Raw genomic sequence first — 23726 nt, 5'->3', positions numbered from 1 at the left:
TAGCTGATACAGCATGGATATGGCGACAGGTGAATTCCAAGCGAGCACGGAAAACTCGCGCAATCTGGCAATCGAGGCGCACGGCCTCGTTAAGCGGTTCGACGGCACGCTGGCGGTGGACGGCGTGGACATCGCCGTGCCCGCAGGCGCGATCTACGGCATCCTTGGCCCCAATGGCGCGGGCAAGACAACCAGCTTGCGCATGCTGCTGGGCATCATCGATCCCGACGCCGGCTATCGCCGCGTGCTGGGCGCGGAAAACCCGCAGGATGTCGCCCGCCTGATCGGCTACCTTCCCGAAGAGCGCGGCCTCTACCCCGCGATGAAGGCCTACGAAGCGATCGGCTTCATGGGCGCGCTGCGTGGCCTGCCGCTGGACGTGGGGCGCGAACGCGGCAAGGAACTGATGGAAGCGCACGGTCTGGGCCATGCAGTGGACAAGCAGATTCGCCAGTTGTCGAAAGGTATGGCGCAGACGGTCCAGTTGCTCGGCACGCTGGTGCACGAGCCGAAACTGGTGGTGTTCGACGAACCTTTCAGCGGTCTCGACGCGATCAACCAGGGCAAGCTGGAAGGGCTGATCCGAGGTCTTGCCGACAAGGGCACGACGGTTATCTTCTCCACTCACGTGATCGCCCACGCAGAGCGGTTGTGCGAGAACATCGCCATCATCGCGGGCGGCAAGGTGCCCTATGCCGGCAGTGTGGAGGAGGCGCGCGACCGCATCCCGGCGCAGGTGCGGCTGGAAACCCGCAAGCGCGAGGGCCGGTGGCGTACCGCCCTGCCCGCCGAGACCCGGCAGGTCGGCGATTTCTTCCATTTCCCGCTTCCCGAAAGCGGTATCGAACCCCTGTTGAAAGCCCTGATCGAAGGCGAGGCAGGCATCCTCTCGCTGTCGATCGAACGCGCCGGCCTGCACGATGCCTTCGTCGCCATCGCCGGTGAGGCCGCAGCGCGCGACATGGTTGCCGATGCGGAAGGAAAACCGGCATGAACCATTCGGTGAGAAACGGCGGACGCCTTTCCATGTGGCGCGCGGCCTATGTAATCGCCCGGCGCGATTTTACCGCCATCCTGCTGAGCCGCGCCTTCATCTTCTTCCTGCTCGGCCCGCTGTTCCCGGTGTTCGTGATGGCGCTGGCAGGCGGCGTGGGCGCGCAGGTGCAGTCCGAGGCGACATCCGCCGATGTCGGCATCGCGATGGAATCGCGCGATGTCGATGCCATGCTGGCCGCGCAGGACGAGGTGCGCGACCTTGTCGGGCCTGCCCTGCCCAACATGGTGGAACTGGAACGGCTCGCCCCTGGCGAAGATTTCGACGCAGCAACCTATCTCGAAAACCGCGAGGGCAGCCTGGCCGCCATCGTCAGCGGCACGCCCGAAGCGCCGAAGCTCACTGCGACGGCGGGCCGTCTCACCCGGTGGGAGGGCATGGTAGCGCTTGTGGCCGCTCACGCCAGCCAGCCGGGCGCGCAGACCTACCCCGCCGTCACCACCGCCACGGTGGAAACCAGCGGCGCGTCCGAGAATACCGGACGGCTGCGCACCGCGCAGGGGGGCCAGTTGCTGCTGTTCCTCCTTATCATGCTGCTTGCCAGCATGGTGCTGTCCAACCTCGTCGAGGAGAAGGGCAACAAGATCATCGAGATCCTGGCCGCCGCCATCCCGATGGACGCGGTTTTCCTGGGCAAGCTGTTCGCCATGCTGGGCATATCGGTCGTCGGCATCGCGGTGTGGGGCACCACCGGCTTTGCCGTGCTGACCGCGGGCGGGGTATCGCTGTCGGACTATGCCAATCCGGGCGTCGGCTGGCCGATGTTCTTCGCCCTGTTCGCCGCCTATTTCGGCATGGGTTACCTGCTGCTGGGGGCTATTTTCCTTGCGGTGGGATCGCTGGCGACCACGGTGCGCGAGGTGCAGACCCTGTCGATGCCGGCCACGATGTTCCAGATCCTGGTATTCTTCTTCGCCAGCCTTGCAGTGACCGACCAGGGCGGATGGATCGAGTACACGGCCATGGCATTCCCCCTCTCCTCGCCCTTTGCCATGGTGGCGCGTGCGGCCACCGACGAGGCGCTTTGGCCGCATCTGGTCGCGCTGGCCTGGCAGGGACTGTGCGTCGCGGTATTCGTGAAGGCGGGCGCCAGCCTGTTCCGCAAGCGCGTGATGAAAAGCGGGCCGCGCGCCGCGAGATCCTCGCGCTCTCTCGGCAAACTGGTGAAAGACACGTTCAGGAACCGTTCTACCCCGCCCGCATAATAACCTGTGCCATGACACGAAAATCCCTATCCCGCCGCTCCGCCCTCGCATGGCTCGGCGCCGGGGCATCCGTCCCGGTGCTTGCCGCCTGCGGAGGCAGCGAGGCGCGCGCCCAACAGAACTTCCCAGTCTCCTATTCCGAAGCCCAGTGGCGCGAACGGCTGACCCGGGCCGAATTTCGCGTGTTGCGCGAAGAGGCGACCGAGCGCGCCTATTCCTCGCCTCTTAATGACGAGGAGCGGCGCGGCACCTACCATTGCCAGGGCTGCGGCAATCGGCTGTTCTCCAGCGCGCACAAGTTCGAAAGCGGCACCGGCTGGCCCAGTTTCTGGCGCGCGATCGACGATGGTGCCGTGGGCTTCACCACCGATTACAAGCTTGGCTATCCCCGCACCGAGGAACACTGCGCCGATTGCGGGGGCCACCTTGGCCACCGTTTCAACGACGGGCCGCGTCCCACCGGGCATCGTCATTGCATCAATGGCGTTGCACTGGAATTCCGCCCGGCCTGACAGCCCCCTCAGAACGCCGTGCGATAGACCCGCAAGGCACCCTGGCTAACCCGTTCGTCAAGCACCAGCCAGCGGGGTATCTCTCCCGAAACCAGCGCGTTCGCGAAATTGCCGGGCGCAGCCGAACGGTAGAGCGCCACATCCCCCGCCGCGCCGCAGATCGCGACATAGTCCACCTGTCGGCGGGACAGGATGGCACGCGCCTGTTCCACTGAGCCTGTAAACGTTGTCAGCAGGTCCACCATCGGTGCCTGGTTGCGGTGGTAGCTTGCCGCGAGGATCGTGTGATCCGTCTTGCCCAAAATCCGCAGCCCGGCATCGAACGGCGCGGCAACGAGACCTGGCTCCAGCGCGGCGAGGCGGCTGTAGTCGCACGACCCATCCTCCATCAGCGCGCGAACGTCTGGCGCCATGCCGGCGCGCGGAGCCAGGTCATCCAGCGGCGCGGCGAAGGCGCTGGCGAACAGCGGGGTGGTGAGACCCAATGCGGCCAGCGTGGCCACGATACGCGGTAACGGCGCAGCGATGGTGCGCGCTTTCGGCAGGTATCTCGCCATCAACAGTGCGGCAAAGGGGATGGCCAAGAGTTGTGCGACCACGCTTTCGCGCATGACCAGCAGCGAGTATCCGCCAGCCGCCATCGCGAACAGGAACAGCAGGGTGCAGGGCAAGGCACCGCCCTGGTGGAACAGCCCCCGGCAATGCGCGCGCCACCAGCCCAGTGCGATGATGCCGATGGTCCACACCAGTGTCAGCGCAACGGAAGGTGACTGCTTCCAGATCGGCAGCCCCTCGGCAATGAACCCGTGCCACCATTCCTGCAGAACCGGATCGAGCTGCGCCATCGGGTTGGTGGCGCATGGACCAAGAAGGGCAAACGCCAGTTGCAGGCAGACCAGCCCCATACCCGTCAGCGCAATCGCCCGTCCCGCCAGCCTGTCCTGCCACGGCAGAAAAGGGATTATGGCAGAGATCACGGCGGCGGCGGCAAAGGTCAGCAGGTGGCCGGGCAGCAGCACGTCGCAATAGGTCGTAACCAGCGGGCCGCGCGTGCCGTAGGCCAGCGCCGCCGCCGAAACGGCGAGCGAGCCAAGGAACCACGGCAGCAGGGCACGCTCTCCGACCAGGTAGCGCACCCCGTAGAGAGCCGCGAGAACCGCCACCAGCGGCAGCCCTTCCAGCGAAATCACCATCCACGCCGCCGCACACAGCCCGCAGGCAATCGCGCTCCAGCGACTGTTCTGGATCAGCAGGGCAACGCAGACCAGCGCGAGCACGGCCTGCGGCGCGTGGTGGTCGATCCGCATGGGTGCGAAAGTGGCCGGCAGCATCGGGAACAGCGGCAGGACGAGGAGGCCGAAAGCGAAGGCCAGTGGCGGGAAATCCAGCCGCACCATGATCGCGCGCAGGGCGAACAGCGCGGCAAGCAGCCACAGCAGCGGCACCAGAGCCATCGCCGCAGTCTCGCCCACCAGCAACATCAGCGCCGCCAGCGGCAGGTCGACAAGCCGCGACCAGTGCATGGAAAAACCCTGCGGCGGGTTCATGCGATATTGCGTGACATCCCAGAACGGCTGGCCATCCAGCCAGGCGCGCACCTGCAACAGCCGCGCCCAGTCATCGGGATCGACCGGTTCCCAACCCAGCAGCGGCTGAAGTGCAAGGCGCACGGCGGCATAGGCGAGCCATACGGCCACCACCGCATGCCAGGTGCGCACGAAGGCATGCCAATCGAGAACCCGACCCGTCATGGGTCCCGCTCTAACGGAAAACCACGCGGCTGCGCAGGATCCAGGTGGCGGTGAAACTGACGGCAATCGCCACCAGCTTGGCAAGGCGCGGATCGATGCCGCTCGTATCGCCGGCCCAGACGATCGCGGTGGTGAGGCCCAGCCCCAGCAGCGCGGAAATCACGAACAGCGCCTTTTGCCGGGTGCGGGCCGCGCCCCTTTCGGCCACGTTGCCGATGAACACCGCGCGGCTGCTGAGCAGCCAGTGCGCCACGATACCGAGGCAATAGCCGATGGCAGAGGCACCCGCCGCCCAGACGCCAAGCGAAAGCAGGGCAAGGAACGTGCCCACGTCCACCGCAAGCGCGCCGATGCTGGCGAGCAGGTAGCGCACCAGCCGCGTGTCGATCATCCGCATGAACACGGCGGGCATGGCCTATGCCGCCTTCCGGTCCCGCGAGGGAACACGCCCCGGCACATCGCGCACGGATGCCAGCGCCGCCGCCTGGTCCTCGGTCACGGGCTTGCGGCTGTCTGGCAGCGCCTTCTCGGCGCCCTCGTCGCCTGCCTCGTGATACTCGGCGTCCTCGTTCACGCACCAGGTATCGTACAGCCGCTCACCGGCGAGGATGTTCTCCACCGTCAGCATGGCCGTCATCATGGCATGGTCCTGGTTGTTGTAGCGGTGCATGCCGTTGCGACCGACGAGGTGGAGCGAAGGATACTTCGCTTCCAGTTCGGTGCGCATGGCATCGACATTGGCCGCGTAATCCTCGTCATAAACGGGATAGGCTTTCTCCTGCCGCACCACCGCGCCGCCGATCACCTTGTCGGGGCTGACGAGGCCGAGGATATCCATTTCCTTCTTGGCCAGTTCGACGAGATCGTCGTCATCCATCGACCACAGCCCGTCACCCTCGAAACAGAAGTATTCCAGACCCACGCAGGCCACGTCCTTGTCCGGCACCATTTCGGGCGACCAGCTGCGGAAGTTCTGCACCCGGCCTACCTTCACCTTGGAATCGTGGATGTAGATCCAGTTGTCGGGGAACAGGTCCTCGCTGCGGATCATCAGGGCCACGGTCAGGAAGTCGCGGTATTTGAGGTTGCTGGCGTTCAGCGTCGTCTCTGGCAGCGGGTGCATGCGCGCGGCCAGCTGGCGCATGGGCGCGCTGCTGATCGCGTCCTTCGCCCGGATCACCACTTCGCCCTGCTCGCTTTCGGCCGTCATGCGCCAGCCGCCCCGTGTGTCGGGAGCCAGGAGCTTGAGCGAGTGGCCCATCAGCACGCGGCCCTTGCCGGTGGCGAGGATCTTGTCGCGCGCGGCTTCCCACATCATGCCGGGGCCAAGGCGCGGATAGCGGAAGGTTTCCAGCAAGGTCTTGGCCTGCGTGCCGCTGCCGTCGTTCAGCTTGTTGAGGCCCAGCGACCGCTTCAGCCCGTCGATCACCGCGCCCCACAGGGAAAGGCCCTTGATGCGCTGGGCCGCCCAGTCGGCGCTCATTTCGTTACACGGCATGCCCCACACCTTCTCGGTGTAGGTCTTGAAGAATATGGAATAGAGCTTCTTGCCGAACTGGTTGCTGGTCCAGTCCTCGAAACTGCGAATTTCACGCTGCGGAAAGACCTTCGCCTTGGCATAGCTGAGCATGCACATGGCACTGCGCCACACGCCCAGGTTCCACAGCGCCTCGAACGCGCGCAAGGGATAGCTGTAGAACTTGCCCTCGTAATAGATGCGGCTCATGCGCGGGCGCTGGATGAAATCGTCGGGCAGGATCTCGTTCCACAGGTCGACTACCTGCTGGCTCTTCGAGAAGAAGCGATGACCGCCGATGTCGAAACGATAGCCTTCGTGCTCCACCGTGCGGCTGATGCCGCCGACGTAGGTGGCGTCCTTCTCGATAATGGCGACGGTCTTGCCCTGCTTCGTCAGCAGGTAGCCGGCGGTAAGACCCGCAGGCCCGGCACCGATGATGGCCACATCGACCTGGATTTCCCCCGCCTTGCTGCCCGCAGTACCGTCGCTGGAAATATGCATGAATGCCCCCGGTTGTTGATCCTGACCGGGAGTGAAGGAAAATGGTTATGAGCCGGTTAACGCGCCGACTGCCCCCACCTCAGTCAGGGCGCTGAAGCCGCGCCGCGATGCGCGCGAGGTCGCCGTACTGGTAGGTATCCTCGAAGATCAGCCCGCATCCGCCATCCTTGCGCCAGCGCACCTTGGCATTGGTTTCCGGCAGCCCCGGGGCGGAAATCTTCACCCGCTCGTCCAGCGCGAACCGGCAGGGGCAGGTGATCTTGGCCCCCTGCTGCGACAGGTCGACAATTTCCACGTCGACGCAGCGCCCGTCCAGCGTCCGCACCTGCGCCTGCGAATGCAGGTTCAGGCGAATGGGGCGCTTGGCGAACCGGCTGGGGCTGGCGATGATACGGGCCGTATCGACCGGCTGAGCGAAGCGAAACCCTGCGCGGTCTTCCTCCTGCCAGATAGCTTCCAGTTCGTGCCGGTCACCGTTCTGCAGTTCCACCACCATGCCTTGCGCTTCAGGCAACCGGTGGAAGGTACGCACGCTGATCCCGCTCTCGGAAACGTCGCGGATCACGCACAGGTACTCGCCAGCCTCGCAGACGAGCTTGGCTGCGCGGATCAGCAGCGTGTAGCGCGGCGCGTCGCGCTGTTCGATGTCGGTAGGCGAGGCGAGGCGCGCGGAAGGCTGCGTCTCGTCGACGTGTAAGGCGTTGCCCATATGATCCCCATGTCTCCAGGTTGGCCGGCTGGCTACCCTTGCTGACGAGCCGCGATCCTATTGTCTCATCCCTTCCAAAAGTATCGGCCTTCCATGCGTATTTCCCTGTAATTGATGGTTACCAGGCAGGTTACCTGTGTGACCGCCAATGCGTCCGCCGGCACGGGGGATGTCAGGTTGAGGGTGGTGCGGGCGGCGGGACTCGAACCCGCACGTCTCAAAGGACAGGGGATTTTAAGTCCCCGGCGTCTACCATTCCGCCACGCCCGCTACCCGCGCTGCCTATAATCCGCACCCGCCCGCTGCAATGGCCTAGCGCTCGCGCGGGTGGATTAATGTCCGGACCAAGCGCAGATGCCGCGAATTTCGGTGGCGGCGCAGGCACTTGGAATCATGGTTACCGCTGTTGCGCGCATCGCGAATCGGGAGCATGTCCGAATGCATGCTGCACCTCGCTCTCCTGCTGGCCGCGCAGTTCGTGGCCGACGCCCAGCCCCCCGACACTTTCGACGGTCGCTGCACCTATCCCGATGCCGTGCGCGAACGGGCGGCAGAGACGGGCACGGTGCTCGCCATATGCAATCGCGCCATTGTGGCCGAAGGCGGCGTGGCCTTCGTCACCCGCGGTACGGGCCAGCAGATGCAGTTTCGCGGCCATTGGGACGGTGACCGGCTGACGGTGGATGCCATCGTGCTGCGCGGACGCGGGCCGGAAGAGGCGCGCGGACTATGCCAGCTTTACGAGGCTGACGATCGCCTCTCCACCATCGCCTGCACCGCCGTAGCAGGCAATCGCAGCTACGCGGCCAATTTCGTCGCCTGGCGCATCTGACCTGACGAAATTGACCTGGCGATCAAAAGCATGAAGCAGCAGGGGCGCAGACTTCGAAAAGTCCGCGCCCCTGCTGCTTCATCGTCGTGGGAAACCGGCGACTACCCGTCGGGATTTAGGCGCTCGCGCATTTCCTTGCCCGGCTTGAAATAAGGCACCCGCTTGGCAGGCACTTCCACCGTTTCGCCGGTGCGCGGGTTTCGCCCGGTACGGGAATCGCGTTCGCGCGTGGAGAAAGTACCGAAACCGCGCAGCTCCACCCGGCCGCCTTCGGCAAGGCGCTGGGAAATCTCCTCGAAGAAGATATCGACGACCTGCTCGACCTCCTCGGGCCGCAGGTCGGGGTTGTCAGCCGAGAGGGCTTGGAGAAGTTCGGACCTGATCATGTGTATCCCCCCTTGAAGGCACTAGCCGCACCGTCTTGCAGCTTCGTTCATCCATGCGCCCGACCCGAGGCGCCGCGTATTCATTCCAAAGTGCCAGAACCTTCGCTCCAGCGCAATCATGATAGACATTTGTTGATAATGGCAGATTAACTGGAATGCCTAGGCATGATCGAGCAATTCCGCCGGTGTCAGGCCAAGGCGCTCGATACGGGTGCGAATTTCCGGCCATTCTTCCTGCAGGAACGCCGCTCGCTCCGCCTGGCGCAGGTGGTCTGCAGCGCCCTCGCGCACGAACATGCCAACGCCGCGCTGCACGCGGATCAGGCCGTCTGCCTGGAATTGCTGGTAGGCTTTCGCCACGGTGAGGGGGTTGGCGCCCTGCTCCGCCGCGAAGGCGCGCACGGACGGCAGCATTTCCCCTTCCGCGTAACTGCCATCGATGATGGCCGCGGCGATCTGCTCGCGCAGGCGGAGATAGACGGGACGGGTATCGACCATAGGTGCCACACTGCCATAATACAGCGGGTCAGGTCAAGCAAAGGCCCGGTATTGGCCAAACAAAATTCAGTTTCAGGCGCAACTTGGCTTCACATGCAAAAAACAATCGCTAGGGTGCCTTCTTTCGCGCCGGTGGAGCGCGGGGTGAAAGAATAAACATCTCGGGGAAGACATAATGAAAGATTTGGCCTCCTGGAACGAGGGCGACTGGATTGTCGCGATCGCTTCCGTTGTGCTGGCGCTGTTCCTGCTGGCAGGCGCCTGGGCTGTCACGCGCAAGCAGCCCGAAGTCGGCGGCCATCCAAAGGGCCTCTACATCCTGTTCTTCGCCGAAATGTGGGAGCGGTTCTCCTACTACGGCATGCGCGCGCTGCTGATCTTCTACCTGACGCAGCACTGGCTGTTCAACGACAGCGCCTCCAACATCATCTACGGCGCCTATGTCAGCCTCGTGTATATCACGCCGGTATTGGGCGGCTGGCTGGCCGACCGTTACCTGGGTCAGCGCAAGGCGGTGCTGTTCGGCGCCGTGCTGCTTACCCTGGGCCACTTCTTCATGGCGTTCGAAGGGACCGGCGGGCAGGACGATGCGACGATCAACATCTTCTGGCTCGCGCTCAGCTTCATCATCGTGGGTTCGGGCTTCCTGAAGGCCAACATCTCGGTGATCGTGGGCCAGCTTTACCCGCGTACCGACGTGCGCCGCGACGGTGCCTACACCATCTTCTACATGGGCATTAACGTCGGCGCGGCGATCGGTACGATCATCGCGGGCTACCTGGGCACCACCATCGGCTGGGCCTATGGCTTCGGCGCCGCCGGCATCGGCATGCTGCTCGGCCTGGTTGTCTTCATCCTCGGCAAGCCCCTGTTGCTGGGCCAGGGCGAACCGCCCCGTCCGCTCGCAAAGGGTACCGAATGGACCATGTATGCCGTGGGCGCCGTTGGCGTGGCGATCATGTGGCTGCTCATCCAGTACCAGTCCGTCGTCGGCGGGCTCATGCTGGTCTGCGGCGTGGCGCTGCTGGGCTATGTGCTGTTCGAAGCTTTCAAGCTCGACAAGCACCCGCGTGAACGCATGTTCGCCATCCTGTTCCTGATCGCGCTGCAGCCGCTGTTCTGGGGCCTGTTCGAACAGGCGGGTGGCTCGCTCAACCTTTTCACCGACAGGTTCATCGATCTGGGCGGCGTGCCTGCGCCTATCTTCCAGTCGATCAACCCCATCTACATCATCCTGCTGGCCCCCGTTTTCGCGGGCCTGTGGACCTGGCTGGGCCGCCGCGGGCTGGAGCCTTCCACCCCGGCGAAGTTCGGTCTCGGCCTTGTCCAGCTGGGCTTCGGCTTCCTCGTCCTCGTGTGGGGCGCGGCAACGGTCGGCGCGAACGAACTGATCCCGGTGATCTTCCTGTTCGGCATCTACCTGTTCCACACCACGGGTGAGCTGTGCCTCAGCCCGGTCGGCCTCTCGGCCATGAACCGGCTGGCCCCGCGTCACCTCGCATCGCTCATCATGGGCGCGTGGTTCTTCGCCACGGCGGGCGGCAACTTCGTGGCCGGCATGATCGGCGCTGCCACCGGCGGCGAGGATGGCGAAATGACCCGCGAGGGCACGATGGCCATCTACGAACAGATCGGCTGGGTCGCGATCGGCGTGGGCATCGTGGTCATCATCATCGCCCGCTGGGTGAAGAAGCTGATGCACCTCGACACGCTGGGCGACGATGACGTGGGTGATGACCTGGAAGGCCAGTCCGGTGCCGGGCTGGAGCAGCAGGAAGCTGGCATTCACCCCTCTACCAGGCCGAAGGGATAAGCGAGAATGGGTCGTTACTTGAAAAAGGGCGGTCCATCCGTCCTGCTCCTCACCGCCGCAGCGCTCGCTCTTGCGGGTTGCACCGCGGCATCGGGCAATGATCGTCCCGCCGTGGCCGCTTCGGCTGCCGCGGGGGACGAGCCCTATGCCTCCACTTACGAGCGTTATCCGGGCGTGCCGACGGCCATCGTCGGCGCCACGATCTACGATGGCGCAGGCGGCATGATCGAAAATGGCGTGGTGCTGTTCGCCGACGGCGAAGTGGTCGGCATTGGCGGAGCGGACCTTGCCATCCCCGCCGGATATACCCGCGTGGACGGCACGGGCCGTTTCGTGACGCCGGGCATCATCGACATCCACTCGCACCTGGGCGACTATCCTACCCCATCGGTGCAGGCGCACAGCGACGGCAACGAAGCGACGGACCCCACCACACCAGAGGTCTGGGCCGAGCATTCGGTCTGGCCGCAGGACCCCGGTTTCAGCCGCGCGCTGGCCAACGGCGGGATCACCAGCCTGCAGATCCTGCCCGGCTCGGCCAACCTGATGGGCGGTCGCTCGGTCACGCTGAAGAACGTGCCCAGCCGCACCGTGCAGGGCATGAAGTTCCCCGGCGCTCCCTATTCGATGAAGATGGCCTGCGGGGAAAATCCCAAGCGTGTCTATGGTGGCCGCGGCCGCATGCCCTCCACCCGCATGGGCAATTTCGCCGTTAACCGCGAAACCTGGATTGCGGCGCAGGAATATGCAGCCGAGGAAAATCCGGACCGTGATCTGGCCATGGAAACCCTTGCCGGCGTGCTGAACGGCGACATCCTGATCCAGAACCACTGCTACCGTGCCGATGAAATGGCGCTGGTGATGAGCATGGCCGACGAATTCGGCTACCAGGTCACTGCGTTCCACCACGCGGTGGAAAGCTACAAGATCGCCGACATGCTGCGCGACAACGACGTATGCAGCGCGGTCTGGGCCGACTGGTACGGCTTCAAGATGGAAGCCTACGACGCCATTCCGGAAAACGCCGCGCTGATCCACAACCAGGGCGCCTGCGTGGTAATCCACTCGGACGACGAGAACGGCATCCAGCGCCTGAACCAGGAAGCCGCCAAGGCGCAGGCCGACGGCCGTCGCATGGGTATCGAAATCGCCGATGCCGACGTGATCAGCTGGATTACCCTCAATGCTGCCCGCGCCATGGGCATTGCCGACATGACCGGCAGCCTGGAGGCGGGCAAGATGGCGGACGTGGTGCTGTGGAACGGCGACCCGCTCAGCATCTATTCGCGGCCCGAGATGGTCTGGATCGATGGCGCGGTGATGTACGACATGAACGATCCGCGCATGCGGCCTGTCAGCGATTTCGAGCTGGGCCAGCCGGGTGAAGGAGATGTGAAATGAAGCGCCTCCTCACTCTTGCCGCCTCTGCCGCCGCGCTGACCGCTTCGCCCGCGCTGGCGCAGAATGTCGCCATCACGGGTGCCACGGTCGCACTTGGCGATGGTAGTGAACCGATAGAGAACGCCACCGTCGTCGTGCAGAACGGCCGCGTCGTGGCTGCGGGAACCGGCGTGGCCGTGCCTGCCGGTGTCACCGTCCTCGACGGCAGCGGCACCTGGGTCACGCCCGGCCTGTTCGCCTCGGTCACCAACCTCGGCCTCGTGGACGTCGACGCGGTGTCGGAAAGCAACGATGTCGACGCCGACGATTCGCCTTTCAGCGCGGCACTGGACGTGGCCCCCGTCATCAACCCGATGGCGCAGGATTTCGGCTACAGCCGTGCGGGCGGTGTCACCCGTGCCAGCGTGATGCCGGAAGCGGGCGCATCGATCTTCGGCGGTCAGGGCGCGATCGTGGACCTGGGTGCCGATTTCGATGCCGTGCGCCATCCGCGCGCGTTCCAGGTGGTTGAATTCGGAGAACGCGGTGCGCGCCTCGCCGGGGGCAGCCGCACGGCGGTGCACACGCTGCTGCGCAACGCCCTGCATGAGGCTGGCTCCTACGAGCAGGACGCCCAGAGCAGGAGCGGCAGCCGCGACGCTGGCCAGCCGGAATTCCCGGGCCTCGATTCGCGCAGGCCCAACAATGTCGACCGTCAGGGCGACGTGCTGCTGACGCGCTTCGATGCCGCCGCTCTGGTGCCTGTCGTGCGCGGCGAGCAGAAGCTCTACGTCAAGGTGGAACGCGCCAGTGACATCCTGACCGCCCTTGCCCTGCGCGAGGAATTCCCCGCGCTCGACATGGTGCTGGTGGGCGCTGCCGAAGGCTGGATGGTGGCGGAGCAGATTGCCGCGGCCGGTGTTCCGGTGATCACCGCTGCTTTGCGCGATCTGCCCGTTTCGTTCGAGCAACTGGCCGCCACGCAAAGCAATGTCGGGCGCATGGTCGATGCCGGCGTCCGGGTGGCCATTGGCGGATACGATTCCAGCGGCGACCATCCGCGCAACCTGCCCCAGCAGGCGGGCAACATGGTCGCGCTGAACCGCGTTCCCGGAGCCACCGGCCTGACCTGGGGCGAGGCGCTTGCCACCATTACCTCCGTTGCCGCCGAAGTTGCCGGGCTTGGCGGGCGTGTCGGCGTGCTGAGCGCCGGGGCGCACGGGGACCTGGTTGTCTGGGACGGAGACCCGCTGGAAACCAGTTCTGCACCTGTCAGGGTTTTCGTGGACGGCGTTGAGCAACCGCTCACCAATCACCAGACGCGGCTGCGCGATCGCTATCGTACGCTGGACGAAAGCGAACGCCCGCGCGCCTACGAACGGTGACGCCGTCCTGAGAGGGGGGAGAGGGCGGGGCCGCATGGCTCCGCCCTTTTCGCATCCGCGCTTCCCGCCACGATAGGCCGTGTGATACCTTTGTCGCGAAAAAGGGGAGGGCTTGCATGGACGAATCGCTTGCAGCGCTGATCGCGGCCAGCACGGCCTTTGTCGGCAGCCATTTCGCCCTGTCGCACCCACTGCGCGCACCGCTGGTCAAACTGCTGGGCGCGACCGGCTTCATGGCGCTCTATTCCATCGTGGCCCTGGCCTGCCTCTACTGGATGAACGCGGCCTTCGGGACCGCACCCGCAGGCTATCTGGGCGGCAGCGGCGTGATCGGCTGGATCGTCGCCAGCGCCCTGACGGTTGTCGCGCTGGTGCTGCTGCTGGGCTCGTTTCGTGCCAATCCTGCCTTGCCCGCGCCGAGGGCAGAGACAATCGCCAGCACGCGCGAACCCACGGGCGTCTTTGCCGTTACCCGTCACCCGATGATGTGGGGCTTCGCGCTCTGGGCGGTGTCGCATATTGTCTTGTGGTGGTCCTGGCGGACCAACGTGGTCGCGCTCGCCATCCTCGTGCTGGCGCTGGTCGGTGCACACCTGCAGGACCGCAAGAAGGAAGCGCTGATGGGCGGGGCGTGGAAAACGTGGGAAGCTAAGACCAGCTACTGGCCGCGCTGGGGCAGGGTGCTATCCGCAGGGTGGCTGCTGTGGCTGCTCGCGCTCGCCCTGTGGCTTGCAGTTACCTGGGCGCACCTGCACCTGGCAGGCATTCCTGCCGGTGCCTGGCGGTGGATCTAGAACTCGCCCCGGTCCAGCAGGGCATCGGCCAGGTCGCTGATGCGGTCGCGCCAGGCCAGTTTATCCAGCCAAGCCTGTGGTATCCCCTCCTCGCCCGCGAGCGCGCCTGCCAGCTGGCCGGTGATCGCTGCGGTGGTATCGGCATCGTCGCCAAGGTTCGCGGCGCGCAGCACCATGTCGGCAAAGCTTCCGCCCTGTGCGACGCACCAGAAGCTGGCTTCCAGCGAATGAACGACATAGCCGCTGCTGGCGATCTGATCCCGGATCTTGCCGCGCCAGTGACCTTGCAGGATCGCGGCGACGGCCGGGTCGTCCGCGTCGATACGGCTTACAGCGGTGCAGGCACCTTCGAACGATGCGCCGAGAATTGCTGCTCGAACGGCCGTTGCCCATGCCTCGCAGGCATCCAGACAGGCCCGTGCTGCGTGGGTCACCCGGCTTTGCGTTCGCGCCGCGACAGCCATCGGCCCCTCCCCGGTGCGTACGCCCCGGATGGCCACCGGCGCCAGCCGCATCAACGATCCGTTGCCGGCGCTGCGCGGGTCGTCGGAGCCGGCCAGCGGCTCCCCATGCTCGCGATAGCGCAGCAGCGCCTCCCGCGTGGCGTTGCCGATGTCGAAGCAGGACCCGGTGCAGCTGTATTCGCCATGCTCCATCCACGATGCGAACCGCTCGGCAAGGTCGCACGGGTTAAGCCTGCCGCACGTTACCAGGCTGTCGGCCAATGCCAGCGCCATTGCGGTATCGTCGGTCCACTGTCCGGGCTTCAGTCCGAACGGGCCGCCGCCGCTCATATCGGTAAGGGCTGGCAGGGTGTCGCGCGGGGCAAATTCCAGCGTGGTGCCAACGGCGTCTCCCACGGCCAGGCCCAGCAGGGCGCCGCGCGCACGGTTTCGCAACGCGGGGCTCTCGCTCACGCCCGCGTCGAATCCACGAAGGCGGCGATCCGGTCCTGGATCGGCTCATGCACGATCAGGTCGTGGCCCCAGGCGGGGTAGGTTTCGATCACGGTATCGTCGCGCACCGATGCCAGCGCCTGTGCTTGTTCCAGCGCGATCAGCGAATCCTCCTCGCCGTGCAGGATCAGGATGGGCTCCCCGATGGCGACGATCTTCTCGTCGCTGGCATAGCGATCCTGCAACAGCAGCCGCATCGGCAGCCAGCGCGCGCGGCGAGAGGCGGTATCGGCAAGGTTGTTGAACGGAGAGACCAGCACCAGCGCCCGCGCGCTGACCTCGGTAGCAAGGTTCAGCGCCACCGCCGCCCCCAGCGAGTTGCCGACAAGCACGATGTCTTCGCCTTCCACGCCCTGCCCGCGCAGGTAGTTCCAGGCGCCGCGCGCATCCTGGTACAGCCCTTCTTCCGATGGGGTGCCGGGGTTGCCGCCATAGCCGCGATACTCCGCGGCAAGCAGGCCGTAACCGTGTGACAGCAGCTTGGCGGTGACCTGGGCAGAGCTTTGCCAGCTGGCGCCGTTGCCGTGGAAGAACAACAGGGTCGGCTTGCCCTCGCGCGCCCGGCGATAACCGGCGATCAGTTCCAGCCGGTCGGGCGTGGTAAGCGTGACTCGCTCCAGACCCGCGGGCGTGCCGTGCTGCACCGGCGGCGCGGGATAGATCATCTGGCGCTGGTTGAAATAGACGATGGAGACGAGGCCGCCGTAGATGACCGTCAGGGTAATCGCGAAGTAGACGAACATTCGCACCCCCCTTGTCATCCGCCCCGTCCGGCGGCGGCTGCTATGCCCGCGCTTCCGCCACGCCCGCCGAGTTGTGCCGCAGCGCGCTCAGCACGGTATCCACGATGTGCGGAGCGTTCAGCTTTGCCTCGTCGTACTGCTTTACCGGGTCGTCGTGGTCGAGGAACACATCGGGCAGGCGCATCGTGCGGATCTTCAGGCCCCCGTAGGAGCCATCGGGGTCGGTCAGCCCCTCGTCGCTGGCCATGGTCAGCACGTGCGCGCCGAGGCCGCCGATCGAGGCTTCCTCTACGGTGACGAGAACGTCGTGCGACGCGGCCAGCTTGCGGATCAGTTCGGAATCGATGGGCTTGGCAAAGCGCATGTCGGCGACGGTGGTCGTCAGGCCCTTGGCCTCCAGCTGGTCGGCCGCTTTCTTCGCTTCTTCCAGCCGCGCGCCGAGCGAGAGGATGGCGACCTTGCCGCCCTTCTCTGCATCGCCGCGAACCACGCGGCCCTTGCCGATTTCCAGCTTCTGCGGCGTTTCCGGCATGTCCACGCCGATGCCGTTGCCGCGCGGATAGCGGAAGGCGATGGGACCATCGTCATGTTCGGCGGCGGTATAGGTCATGTGGACCAGTTCCGCCTCGTCCGCCGCGGCCATCACCACGAAGTTGGGCAGGCTGGCAAGATAGGTGACATCAAAGGACCCCGCGTGGGTCGCGCCGTCGGCACCGACCAGCCCCGCCCTGTCGATGGCAAAGCGCACCGGCAGGTTCTGGATCGCCACGTCGTGCACCACCTGGTCATAGGCGCGCTGCAGGAAGGTGGAATAGATCGCCGCGAATGGACGCATGCCCTGTGCTGCAAGGCCGGCGGCGAAGGTGACGCCGTGCTGTTCTGCAATGCCGACGTCGAAGGCGCGGTCCGGGTGCGCCTTGGCGAACCTGTCTACGCCGGTGCCGCTCGGCATGGCGGCGGTGATGGCGCAGATGCGCTTGTCGGTCTCCGCCAGCTTCGCCAGCGTTTCCCCGAACACGTTCTGGTAGGCGGGCGGACCGGCCTTGGACTTGGCCTTTTCCCCCGTCACCACGTCGAACTTGGGCACGCCGTGGTACTTGTCGGCGCTGTCTTCCGCCGGGGCGTAGCCCTTGCCCTTGGTGGTGACGACGTGAACCAGGATCGGGCCCTGCTCGCTGTCGCGCACGTTTTCCAGCACCGGGATCAGGTGGTCGAGATTGTGACCGTCGATGGGGCCGACGTAGTAGAAGCCCAGTTCCTCGAACAGGGTCCCGCCGGTCACCATGCCGCGGGTATATTCCTCCGCCTTGTGCAGCGAGCTGTGCACGCGGCGGCCGATCTTGTTGGCGACCTTGGACGCAAGCGAGCGCAGGCCGAGGTATTCGCTGCTCGACACCATGCGCGCAAGATAGGCCGAAAGGCCGCCCACCGGCGGTGCGATCGACATATCGTTGTCGTTGAGGATCACGATCAGGCGGTTGCCCGCCTGTTCGGCATTGTTCATCGCCTCGTAGGCCATGCCAGCGCTCATCGCGCCGTCGCCGATCACGGCGATGGCCTTGCCCGGCTTGTCGTTCAGCTTGTTGGCAACGGCAAAGCCCAGCCCGGCGGAAATGGAGGTGGAGGAGTGCGCCGCGCCGAAGGGATCGTATTCGCTCTCGCTCCGCTTGGTGAAACCGGACAGGCCGCCGCGTTGGCGAAGGGTGCGGATACGGTCGCGCCGTCCGGTAATAATCTTGTGCGGATAGGCCTGGTGGCCCACGTCCCAGATCAGTCGGTCCTCCGGCGTGTTGAAGACGTAATGGATCGCCACGGTCAGTTCGACCACGCCGAGGCCGGACCCGAGGTGCCCGCCAGTAGAGCCGACGGCATCGATCATTTCGGTGCGCAGTTCGTCGGAAAGCTGGCGCAGTTGTTCCGGCTTGAGCTTGCGCAGGTCGGTCGGCGTGTCGACAGTGTCGAGCAAGGGCGTATCAGGTCGCTTCGTCATCAACCCTCCCTACCCTGACAAGAACGGCCTGTCGATGAACGAAGATACGCAAAATAGGCCGTATAATCATCCGGGACCTTACCCGGCGCAGTCGCTGCACAGGCCGCGCAGTTCCACCACCGGGCGCACGTCGGAATAGCCATGCGCCCTTCCCGCTTCGCGCAGGGCGCTGGTCAGGGTGTCGTCGTCAAAATGTTCGGCCTGCCCGCAATCGTCGCAGATCAGGAAGATGCAGTCGTGCCGACAGCCGGGATGGGCGTTGGCGAGATAGGCGTTCGCGCTCTCGATCCGGTTGGCAAGGTTGGTGCGCACGAACAGGTCCAGGATGCGGTAGACACTGTTGGCCGCCACCCGCTTACCGCGGCGGTTGCCCACTTCCTCGGCGATGTCGTAGGCGCTGGCCGGGCGCTGCTGGTCCGCCAGCGCGCGGAACACGTCCTCGCGCATGGTGGTCCACTGCTCGCCCGCGTCGGCAAGGACCTTGCCCGCTTCGGCGACGAGCTTGTCGCCCGAATGTTCGTGATGCTTATGTTGCGTAGCCATGCACCCTACATAGTCGCGCCAGCCGGGAACGGCAATGAACGCACGGCCAGCATCACACCGAGCAGATCAACCGGTGCGGAAACGCGCGCGGTAGAACTGCGGGAATTTCGCCTGCAGCGCATCCACCTTGGGAGCATCCCAGCGCACGATGTACCGGTGGCCGGGGTTTTTCTGCATGAAGTCCTGGTGGTAGGCTTCGGCCTCGTAGAATTCGCGGTAACGCTCCACCTCGACGGCCATAGGCCTGTCCCACACGCCCGAGCGGCCCATCTGCGCAACATAAGCCTGCGCCACGGCGCGCTGGTGGGCTGTGGTCGGCACGATAGCCGCGCGATATTGCGGACCGCGATCGGGGCCCTGGCGGTTGTGCAGGGTCGGGTCGGCACCGACGGAAAACAGGATTTGCAGCAACTGGTCGTACCGGATGACGCTGGGATCGTAGGTGACCCGCACGGCCTCGGCATGGTTGGTGGTGCCGGACGATACGCGGCTGTAAGTCGCAGTGCCAGCGCTGCCGCCGTGATAGCCTGCAACGGCACTTGTCACGCCGCGGGTGTGGCTGAAAATGCCCTCGATGCCCCAGAAACAGCCGCCTGCGAAGATCGCGGTCTGCAAGCCGCTTTCATTGGCCCGTCGTGCAGCCACAGGCGCGTCGAACACCTCTTCGGCATGTGCGGCCCCCGGCAACGCGCAGGCCGAAAGGCCCAGCGCCGCAGCAGCAAGGACAGGTTTGAATTGCATCATATGCCCCCGACACCGGGCAGAATGGTCGCTGCGAGCACTACTGCGGTCACAGCAAATCCGGCGAGGAAAGAGCGATAGAGTTCGGCGTTGAAGAGTTCCATGGGGCTAAAGGTCCAGTCAGGTCGTGTTTTTCGAGTTCTCCTGCACACTACAGGGCGAATACTTACGACGGACTGAACTGATGGCGCACAGAACCCTGGCCCACCGCTGGCGAGCAACGGCTGGTCGTGTGCCGGGATGTCCCTTGCAAAGGGGGCTCTCCTAGTGGCGGAAGTGCCGCATGCCGGTGAAGACCATGGCAATGCCAGCCTCGTCGGCGGCGGCGATCACCTCTTCATCGCGCATCGATCCGCCGGGCTGGATTACCATCGTGGCACCCGCTTCCACCGCGCTCAGCAAGCCGTCGGCGAAAGGGAAGAAGGCATCGGATGCCACCGCGCTGCCAACGGTGCGCGGCTCGCTCCACCCGGCGGTTTCGGCAGCCTCGCCCGCGCGCACGGCGGCGATGCGGCTGGAATCGCGGCGGTTCATCTGGCCTGCACCGATGCCTGCCGTCACACCGTCCCTGGCATAGACAATGGCGTTCGATTTCACATGCTTCGCCACCTTCCACGCAAACAGCGCGTCGGCAATTTCCTGCTCGGTCGGCTGGCGCTTGGTGACGACCTTCAGGTCTTCCGCCGAAATCACGCCGTTGTCGCGTGATTGCAGCAGCAGCCCGCCGGCAATGCTCTTCATGTCGAGGCCGGGGCGCGCGGGATCGGGCAATTCGTCCAGCAGCAGCAGGCGCAGGTTCTTCTTCGCGGCGAAAGCCTCGCGCGCGGCATCGTCCGCACCCGGCGCAATCACCACCTCGGTGAAGATTTTCGTGATCGCCTGCGCGGTCGGCCCGTCGAGGGGGACGTTGGCGGCGACAATGCCGCCGAAAGCCGAAACGCTGTCACAGGCAAGCGCGGCGTCCCACGCCTCCACCAGCGTATCGGCCACGGCCACGCCGCACGGGTTGGCGTGCTTCACGATGACAACGGCGGGCTTGTCGGCGGGGAATTCGGCGACAAGGCCCAGCGCGGCATCGGCATCGTTGAGATTGTTGTAGGACAGCGCCTTGCCCTGCACCTGTTCGGCCTGCGGCACACCCACCGCGCCCGGCCCGTCGGGCAAGTACAGCGCGGCGTGCTGGTGCGGGTTCTCGCCATAGCGGAGCGTATTACCCAGCGTGCTGGCAACGCTGAGCGCATCGGGAAACTGCTTGCCCTGGTCGGCAAAGGCGAACCAGCTGCTGATGGCCGAATCGTAAGCCGCCGTCGCCGCAAAAGCCTTCGCCGCCATCGCCTTGCGGAAGGCCAGCGTGGTCGCACCGTCATGGTCGGCAAGCTCGTCGTACAGCCCGTGATAGTCCGCCGGATCGGTAAGGATGGTGACATAGGCGTGGTTCTTCGCCGCGCTGCGCACCATGCTGGGGCCGCCGATATCGATGTTCTCGATAATCGTGTCGCGGTCCGCCCCGCTCATCACCGTGTTCACGAAGGGGTAGAGGTTCACCACCACCAGGTCGATCGCGCCGATATCGTGCGCGTCCATGGCTGCGGCATGCTCGGGATTGTCGCGCACGGCCAGCAGCCCGCCGTGGACCATCGGGTGCAGCGTCTTCACGCGGCCATCCATCATTTCCGGAAAGCCGGTGATGTCGGACACGTCGAGCACGTCCAGCCCGGCCTCCCGCAGGGCGCGTGCGGTGCCGCCGGTGGACACCAGTTCCACCCCAGCCTTGGCCAAGCGGCTGCCCAGTTCCACAATGCCGGTCTTGTCGGACACCGAAAGCAGTGCCCGCTTGATCGCAACGTCAGTCATGCCGTCTATTCTATCCCATTCGTTTGAGCAGCCAGGCGAAATTACCGCCGCCGCGCGAGGCGAATCCCTCTATCACCAGTTGCTGTACCGGATGCGGCTTGCCGTGGCCATCGACCCACAGGCTTTCTTCAAGGCTCACGCCCTCCGCACCGGTGATAAATTGCCATAGGCTGCCATCGGGCAGCAGGAGGCTGGCACCCTTGCCGCCATCTGCCACTTTCGCCTCAACATGGCGGCCAAGGTGGAAGCGGATGGCGAACGGCACCTTACCGCGCTTGCCCTTGCGCCCTGAAGGCACCAGCACGTCTTCCCCGCGCAGTTCGTGACCATCGTCGCGCAGCATCAGGATGCGCCGATGAACAAGGCCGAAGCGTGCGCCATAACCATCGTGACTGGCCTCGATCCGGGTGGCCGAACCGTTGCCCAGTTTCACCTGTCGCGTGTCGATTTCCACCTCGCCGACGCCCGCACCCAGCTTGCCGTCGATCAGCACGGCGGTGGAATTGGCATCGCCCAGCACCATTGTGGAATGGGCCGCGGTGGCGCGCAGGCCCTGTTCGATGCGCACGGGCACCTGCCCGCCCGCCAGGGCAGCGCCGCCGCAGTTGACGACGAGGCGGTGTTCGCCGTGGCTGAATTCGAACGCGAGGGTGGAGGCGCAGCCGTGGCGCGCGTGCTTACCGTGCGGCGGCGGCGCGCCATCCAGCAGCAGCGTGGCCTTGCGCGCGGTCACCCGCTGGTAACCCCAACTGCCCGGATCCTTCAGCGGGCGGGTGCGCACGCCGCTCGCCTCGACAAGCTTCGCCAGGCGCCCGGCACTCGTCGCGCCTCCGCCCTGCCAGTTGCCCAGGCCGCCGTCGCCATGCGTCAGCGCCAGCAGCGGCGGGACAAGCATGTGCAGCATGGTGGCGAGCAGTTGCGGCGGCTGCCGCTCTGCCGCCTGGTAGCAAGCCCGCAAGTCGATGAGGCTGGCAATTGCCTGCATCTGCGCGTCGGGGCTGCGCGACAGCAGGCCGCCGTCCTCGCCCATGGCCTCGCCCAGTGCCTTGACCAGGCCAGCCTCTCCGTAAAGGCGGCGCGGCTTGCCTTCGGGCAGCAGCAGCCCGGCGGCGATGATGGCGCACCAGCCGGTTGCCTCGCCCAGCCGGTCATCCGCCTTGCGCACGTTCCTGTCCAGCCAGCGTGCGGTATCGGCCATCGCGCCCAGCACGCGGTGGCGCAGCGCCCGGTCGTTGCCCGAAATCAGCAGCGGCGCATGGACCAGCCAGTTCATCAGGCGCAGGCCGACATTCTCCACCCGCCAGGCCGGTCCCTTGCCGATGGCGGGATTGGACTCCAGCCAGGCGGTCACCAGCCGTTCGCCCACCGGGCGACACTGGGGCAGCAGGCCCGAGCTGGAGAGATCCTGCAGCCAGGTAAAACCCTGCACCACCCGCTCGAACGGGGGGCTGAGATTGCCCAGCGGCCCCATGTCCACCTGGGCGAAGGGCGCTTTCACGCCGTGGATGTAGAAATGCCCCGCCCGCAGCGCCATTCCGGCGGCGCGGTCACCCTCCAGCGGCGCCTCTACCGTTGCCAGCAAACGCGGGCGCAGCGGCTTGCGGAACGGCGCGACAATCGTGGAGTGCGACACGCCCATGCCAAAGGCGAGGCGCATGAGCTTTTCCGAAGCGGAAGCCGAGGGCGGCGCGAAATCGGTAATGGCCAGCGCGCGGTCGGGAGCAAGGTCCTCGGTCCGGCCACCCGCGTCGGCGCTGTCGATCAGGTCTTCGCGCTGCTCGGCGCCCAGCGGCATGGCCATCTGGCCGGCTTTCTCCAGCCTCTCGCGCGAGGCCTTGCTGGAAAGCTCGGCAGAATGGGCATTCACCGGCTGTCTCCCCGCAGGGCCGCGATGTTGTCGGCATAGCGATCCGGCCCGCCCTTGAAGGTGGCAGAGCCCGCCACCAGCACGTCGGCCCCGGCATCCACGCATTGCCGCGCGGTATCTACGTTCACGCCGCCGTCGACCTCGATCAGGACGTCGTGCCCGCCCTTGTCGATGGCCTTGCGTACGGCTTCGATCTTGCGCAGCTGCGAGGCAATGAAGCTCTGCCCGCCGAAGCCGGGATTAACGCTCATGATCAGCACCAGGTCGATTTCCTCGAGCAGGTAATCGAGCATCTTGGCGGGCGTACCGGGGTTCAGCGAGATACCGGCCTTGCAGCCCGCCGCCCGGATCGCCTGCACGCTGCGGTGCACGTGCGGACCGGCTTCCGGGTGGACGGTAATGATGTCGGCCCCGGCATCGGCAAACGGTTCGATCCACATGTCCACCGGCGAAACCATCAGGTGCACGTCGAAAGTCTTTTGCGAATGCGGGCGCAACGCCTTCACCACGTCCGGCCCGATGGTGAGGTTGGGCACGTAGTGGCCATCCATCACGTCGACATGCACCCAGTCGCAGCCGGCCGCGTCAATCGCGCGCACTTCTTCGCCCAGCTTCGAAAAGTCGGCAGAAAGGATCGAGGGTGATATTAGAGGTCGGGCCATGATTAACTACTCGCGTTAGAGCGGCGCGAAT

The 23726-nt window shown here is 65.5% G+C and carries 22 protein-coding genes and 1 tRNA gene; 8 read left to right on the top strand and 15 right to left on the bottom strand.

Going from position 1 to position 23726, the window contains the following annotated elements; all coding sequences use genetic code 11:
- Positions 1-13: 13 nt before the first annotated feature.
- From D2V07_RS16240 to msrB, 3 genes are read left to right on the top strand one after another with little or no spacing between them, the layout of a single operon-like run.
- A complete protein-coding gene (locus D2V07_RS16240; protein ID WP_119587958.1) occupies positions 14-994 on the top strand; it encodes an ABC transporter ATP-binding protein in 981 nt (326 codons plus the stop codon).
- On the top strand, positions 991-2259 hold the full coding sequence (locus D2V07_RS16235; RefSeq protein WP_119587957.1) for an ABC transporter permease: 1269 nt from the start codon (positions 991-993) through the stop codon (positions 2257-2259). Before D2V07_RS16240 ends, D2V07_RS16235 begins: the two co-directional genes overlap by 4 nt.
- An 11-nt stretch (positions 2260-2270) precedes the next feature.
- The gene (gene msrB / locus D2V07_RS16230) at positions 2271-2771 is read left to right on the top strand and encodes a peptide-methionine (R)-S-oxide reductase MsrB (RefSeq protein WP_119587956.1); all 501 of its coding nucleotides are present in this window, start codon (positions 2271-2273) and stop codon (positions 2769-2771) included.
- A gap of 8 nt (positions 2772-2779) precedes the next feature.
- Here msrB and D2V07_RS16225 read toward each other — a convergent pair whose 3' ends face one another.
- The 5 genes from D2V07_RS16225 to D2V07_RS16205 all read right to left on the bottom strand — a co-directional run bounded on the left by D2V07_RS16225 (position 2780) and on the right by D2V07_RS16205 (position 7521).
- The gene (locus D2V07_RS16225) at positions 2780-4522 is read right to left on the bottom strand and encodes a hypothetical protein (RefSeq protein WP_119587955.1); all 1743 of its coding nucleotides are present in this window, start codon (positions 4520-4522) and stop codon (positions 2780-2782) included.
- A 10-nt stretch (positions 4523-4532) separates the two neighbouring features.
- Positions 4533-4934: a GtrA family protein gene (locus D2V07_RS16220; protein ID WP_119587954.1), complete on the bottom strand. Its 402-nt coding sequence runs from the start codon at positions 4932-4934 to the stop codon at positions 4533-4535.
- A 3-nt stretch (positions 4935-4937) separates the two neighbouring features.
- A complete protein-coding gene (locus tag D2V07_RS16215) occupies positions 4938-6542 on the bottom strand; it encodes an NAD(P)/FAD-dependent oxidoreductase (protein WP_119587953.1) in 1605 nt (534 codons plus the stop codon).
- 79 nt (positions 6543-6621) lie between these two features.
- Positions 6622-7251: a PilZ domain-containing protein gene (locus D2V07_RS16210; protein ID WP_119587952.1), complete on the bottom strand. Its 630-nt coding sequence runs from the start codon at positions 7249-7251 to the stop codon at positions 6622-6624.
- Between the two features lie 184 nt (positions 7252-7435).
- Positions 7436-7521: transfer RNA gene (locus tag D2V07_RS16205), tRNA-Leu, on the bottom strand.
- A 160-nt stretch (positions 7522-7681) separates the two neighbouring features.
- On the opposite strand from D2V07_RS16205, the gene D2V07_RS16200 reads away from it, so the two are divergent.
- On the top strand, positions 7682-8083 hold the full coding sequence (locus D2V07_RS16200; protein ID WP_119587951.1) for a hypothetical protein: 402 nt from the start codon (positions 7682-7684) through the stop codon (positions 8081-8083).
- Between the two features lie 101 nt (positions 8084-8184).
- Here the strand turns inward: D2V07_RS16200 and D2V07_RS16195 are convergent, their stop codons facing one another.
- Together D2V07_RS16195 and D2V07_RS16190 are read right to left on the bottom strand one after the other, a co-directional pair.
- Positions 8185-8469 carry an integration host factor subunit beta gene (locus D2V07_RS16195; RefSeq protein ID WP_119587950.1) on the bottom strand — a complete coding sequence of 95 codons (285 nt, stop codon included), beginning with the start codon at positions 8467-8469 and terminating at the stop codon, positions 8185-8187.
- A 159-nt stretch (positions 8470-8628) separates the two neighbouring features.
- Positions 8629-8967: a GntR family transcriptional regulator gene (locus D2V07_RS16190; RefSeq protein ID WP_119587949.1), complete on the bottom strand. Its 339-nt coding sequence runs from the start codon at positions 8965-8967 to the stop codon at positions 8629-8631.
- Positions 8968-9142: 175 nt separating this feature from the next.
- On the opposite strand from D2V07_RS16190, the gene D2V07_RS16185 reads away from it, so the two are divergent.
- The 4 genes from D2V07_RS16185 to D2V07_RS16170 all read left to right on the top strand — a co-directional run bounded on the left by D2V07_RS16185 (position 9143) and on the right by D2V07_RS16170 (position 14339).
- Positions 9143-10780, top strand: a complete 1638-nt coding sequence (locus D2V07_RS16185; RefSeq protein WP_119587948.1) for a peptide MFS transporter — start codon at positions 9143-9145, stop codon at positions 10778-10780.
- Between the two features lie 6 nt (positions 10781-10786).
- Positions 10787-12181: an amidohydrolase gene (locus tag D2V07_RS16180; protein WP_119587947.1), complete on the top strand. Its 1395-nt coding sequence runs from the start codon at positions 10787-10789 to the stop codon at positions 12179-12181.
- Positions 12178-13545 carry an amidohydrolase family protein gene (locus D2V07_RS16175; protein WP_119587946.1) on the top strand — a complete coding sequence of 456 codons (1368 nt, stop codon included), beginning with the start codon at positions 12178-12180 and terminating at the stop codon, positions 13543-13545. The genes D2V07_RS16180 and D2V07_RS16175 overlap by 4 nt, the downstream gene beginning before the upstream one ends.
- A 116-nt stretch (positions 13546-13661) precedes the next feature.
- Positions 13662-14339, top strand: coding sequence for an NnrU family protein (locus tag D2V07_RS16170; protein ID WP_119587945.1), 678 nt, complete (start codon positions 13662-13664; stop codon positions 14337-14339).
- Here D2V07_RS16170 and D2V07_RS16165 read toward each other — a convergent pair.
- The 8 genes from D2V07_RS16165 to rpe form a co-directional block, all read right to left on the bottom strand.
- Positions 14336-15256: an ADP-ribosylglycohydrolase family protein gene (locus D2V07_RS16165; protein ID WP_199698820.1), complete on the bottom strand. Its 921-nt coding sequence runs from the start codon at positions 15254-15256 to the stop codon at positions 14336-14338. The genes D2V07_RS16170 and D2V07_RS16165 overlap by 4 nt on opposite strands.
- Positions 15253-16038 (bottom strand): alpha/beta hydrolase, encoded by a 786-nt coding sequence (locus D2V07_RS16160; protein WP_158586866.1) that lies wholly within the window; start codon positions 16036-16038, stop codon positions 15253-15255. The genes D2V07_RS16165 and D2V07_RS16160 overlap by 4 nt, the downstream gene beginning before the upstream one ends.
- Before the next feature lie 40 nt (positions 16039-16078).
- Positions 16079-18028, bottom strand: a complete 1950-nt coding sequence (dxs, locus tag D2V07_RS16155; protein WP_119587942.1) for a 1-deoxy-D-xylulose-5-phosphate synthase — start codon at positions 18026-18028, stop codon at positions 16079-16081.
- Between the two features lie 78 nt (positions 18029-18106).
- Positions 18107-18571, bottom strand: a complete 465-nt coding sequence (locus tag D2V07_RS16150) for a Fur family transcriptional regulator (protein ID WP_119587941.1) — start codon at positions 18569-18571, stop codon at positions 18107-18109.
- Positions 18572-18637: 66 nt separating this feature from the next.
- A complete protein-coding gene (msrA, locus tag D2V07_RS16145) occupies positions 18638-19315 on the bottom strand; it encodes a peptide-methionine (S)-S-oxide reductase MsrA (protein WP_119587940.1) in 678 nt (225 codons plus the stop codon).
- Positions 19316-19576: 261 nt separating this feature from the next.
- Positions 19577-21166 (bottom strand): bifunctional phosphoribosylaminoimidazolecarboxamide formyltransferase/IMP cyclohydrolase, encoded by a 1590-nt coding sequence (purH, locus tag D2V07_RS16140; RefSeq protein ID WP_119587939.1) that lies wholly within the window; start codon positions 21164-21166, stop codon positions 19577-19579.
- Between the two features lie 10 nt (positions 21167-21176).
- Positions 21177-23033 carry a heparinase II/III family protein gene (locus D2V07_RS16135; RefSeq protein WP_325049034.1) on the bottom strand — a complete coding sequence of 619 codons (1857 nt, stop codon included), beginning with the start codon at positions 23031-23033 and terminating at the stop codon, positions 21177-21179.
- The gene (rpe, locus tag D2V07_RS16130) at positions 23030-23695 is read right to left on the bottom strand and encodes a ribulose-phosphate 3-epimerase (protein ID WP_119587938.1); all 666 of its coding nucleotides are present in this window, start codon (positions 23693-23695) and stop codon (positions 23030-23032) included. The genes D2V07_RS16135 and rpe overlap by 4 nt, the downstream gene beginning before the upstream one ends.
- Positions 23696-23726: the final 31 nt, after the last annotated feature.

This window comes from Aurantiacibacter zhengii (genome assembly GCF_003584125.1).
GTDB lineage: Bacteria > Pseudomonadota > Alphaproteobacteria > Sphingomonadales > Sphingomonadaceae > Alteraurantiacibacter > Alteraurantiacibacter zhengii.
This window is presented reverse-complemented; position numbering and strand designations above follow the sequence as displayed.

What these genes read in the sequence shown, in the direction of transcription:
- D2V07_RS16185 (WP_119587948.1), top strand. Translation starts at nt 9,143, where the DNA reads ATGAAAGATTTGGCCTCCTGGAACGAGGGCGACTGGATTGTCGCGATC.
- D2V07_RS16215 (WP_119587953.1), bottom strand. Translation starts at nt 6,542, where the DNA reads ATGCATATTTCCAGCGACGGTACTGCGGGCAGCAAGGCGGGGGAAATC.
- D2V07_RS16175 (WP_119587946.1), top strand. Translation starts at nt 12,178, where the DNA reads ATGAAGCGCCTCCTCACTCTTGCCGCCTCTGCCGCCGCGCTGACCGCT.
- D2V07_RS16240 (WP_119587958.1), top strand. Translation starts at nt 14, where the DNA reads ATGGATATGGCGACAGGTGAATTCCAAGCGAGCACGGAAAACTCGCGC.
- D2V07_RS16200 (WP_119587951.1), top strand. Translation starts at nt 7,682, where the DNA reads ATGTCCGAATGCATGCTGCACCTCGCTCTCCTGCTGGCCGCGCAGTTC.
- rpe (WP_119587938.1), bottom strand. Translation starts at nt 23,695, where the DNA reads ATGGCCCGACCTCTAATATCACCCTCGATCCTTTCTGCCGACTTTTCG.
- D2V07_RS16220 (WP_119587954.1), bottom strand. Translation starts at nt 4,934, where the DNA reads ATGCCCGCCGTGTTCATGCGGATGATCGACACGCGGCTGGTGCGCTAC.
- msrA (WP_119587940.1), bottom strand. Translation starts at nt 19,315, where the DNA reads ATGATGCAATTCAAACCTGTCCTTGCTGCTGCGGCGCTGGGCCTTTCG.
- D2V07_RS16210 (WP_119587952.1), bottom strand. Translation starts at nt 7,251, where the DNA reads ATGGGCAACGCCTTACACGTCGACGAGACGCAGCCTTCCGCGCGCCTC.
- msrB (WP_119587956.1), top strand. Translation starts at nt 2,271, where the DNA reads ATGACACGAAAATCCCTATCCCGCCGCTCCGCCCTCGCATGGCTCGGC.
- D2V07_RS16150 (WP_119587941.1), bottom strand. Translation starts at nt 18,571, where the DNA reads ATGGCTACGCAACATAAGCATCACGAACATTCGGGCGACAAGCTCGTC.
- D2V07_RS16180 (WP_119587947.1), top strand. Translation starts at nt 10,787, where the DNA reads ATGGGTCGTTACTTGAAAAAGGGCGGTCCATCCGTCCTGCTCCTCACC.
- D2V07_RS16160 (WP_158586866.1), bottom strand. Translation starts at nt 16,038, where the DNA reads ATGTTCGTCTACTTCGCGATTACCCTGACGGTCATCTACGGCGGCCTC.
- D2V07_RS16235 (WP_119587957.1), top strand. Translation starts at nt 991, where the DNA reads ATGAACCATTCGGTGAGAAACGGCGGACGCCTTTCCATGTGGCGCGCG.
- D2V07_RS16190 (WP_119587949.1), bottom strand. Translation starts at nt 8,967, where the DNA reads ATGGTCGATACCCGTCCCGTCTATCTCCGCCTGCGCGAGCAGATCGCC.
- D2V07_RS16225 (WP_119587955.1), bottom strand. Translation starts at nt 4,522, where the DNA reads ATGACGGGTCGGGTTCTCGATTGGCATGCCTTCGTGCGCACCTGGCAT.
- dxs (WP_119587942.1), bottom strand. Translation starts at nt 18,028, where the DNA reads ATGACGAAGCGACCTGATACGCCCTTGCTCGACACTGTCGACACGCCG.
- D2V07_RS16195 (WP_119587950.1), bottom strand. Translation starts at nt 8,469, where the DNA reads ATGATCAGGTCCGAACTTCTCCAAGCCCTCTCGGCTGACAACCCCGAC.
- D2V07_RS16170 (WP_119587945.1), top strand. Translation starts at nt 13,662, where the DNA reads ATGGACGAATCGCTTGCAGCGCTGATCGCGGCCAGCACGGCCTTTGTC.
- purH (WP_119587939.1), bottom strand. Translation starts at nt 21,166, where the DNA reads ATGACTGACGTTGCGATCAAGCGGGCACTGCTTTCGGTGTCCGACAAG.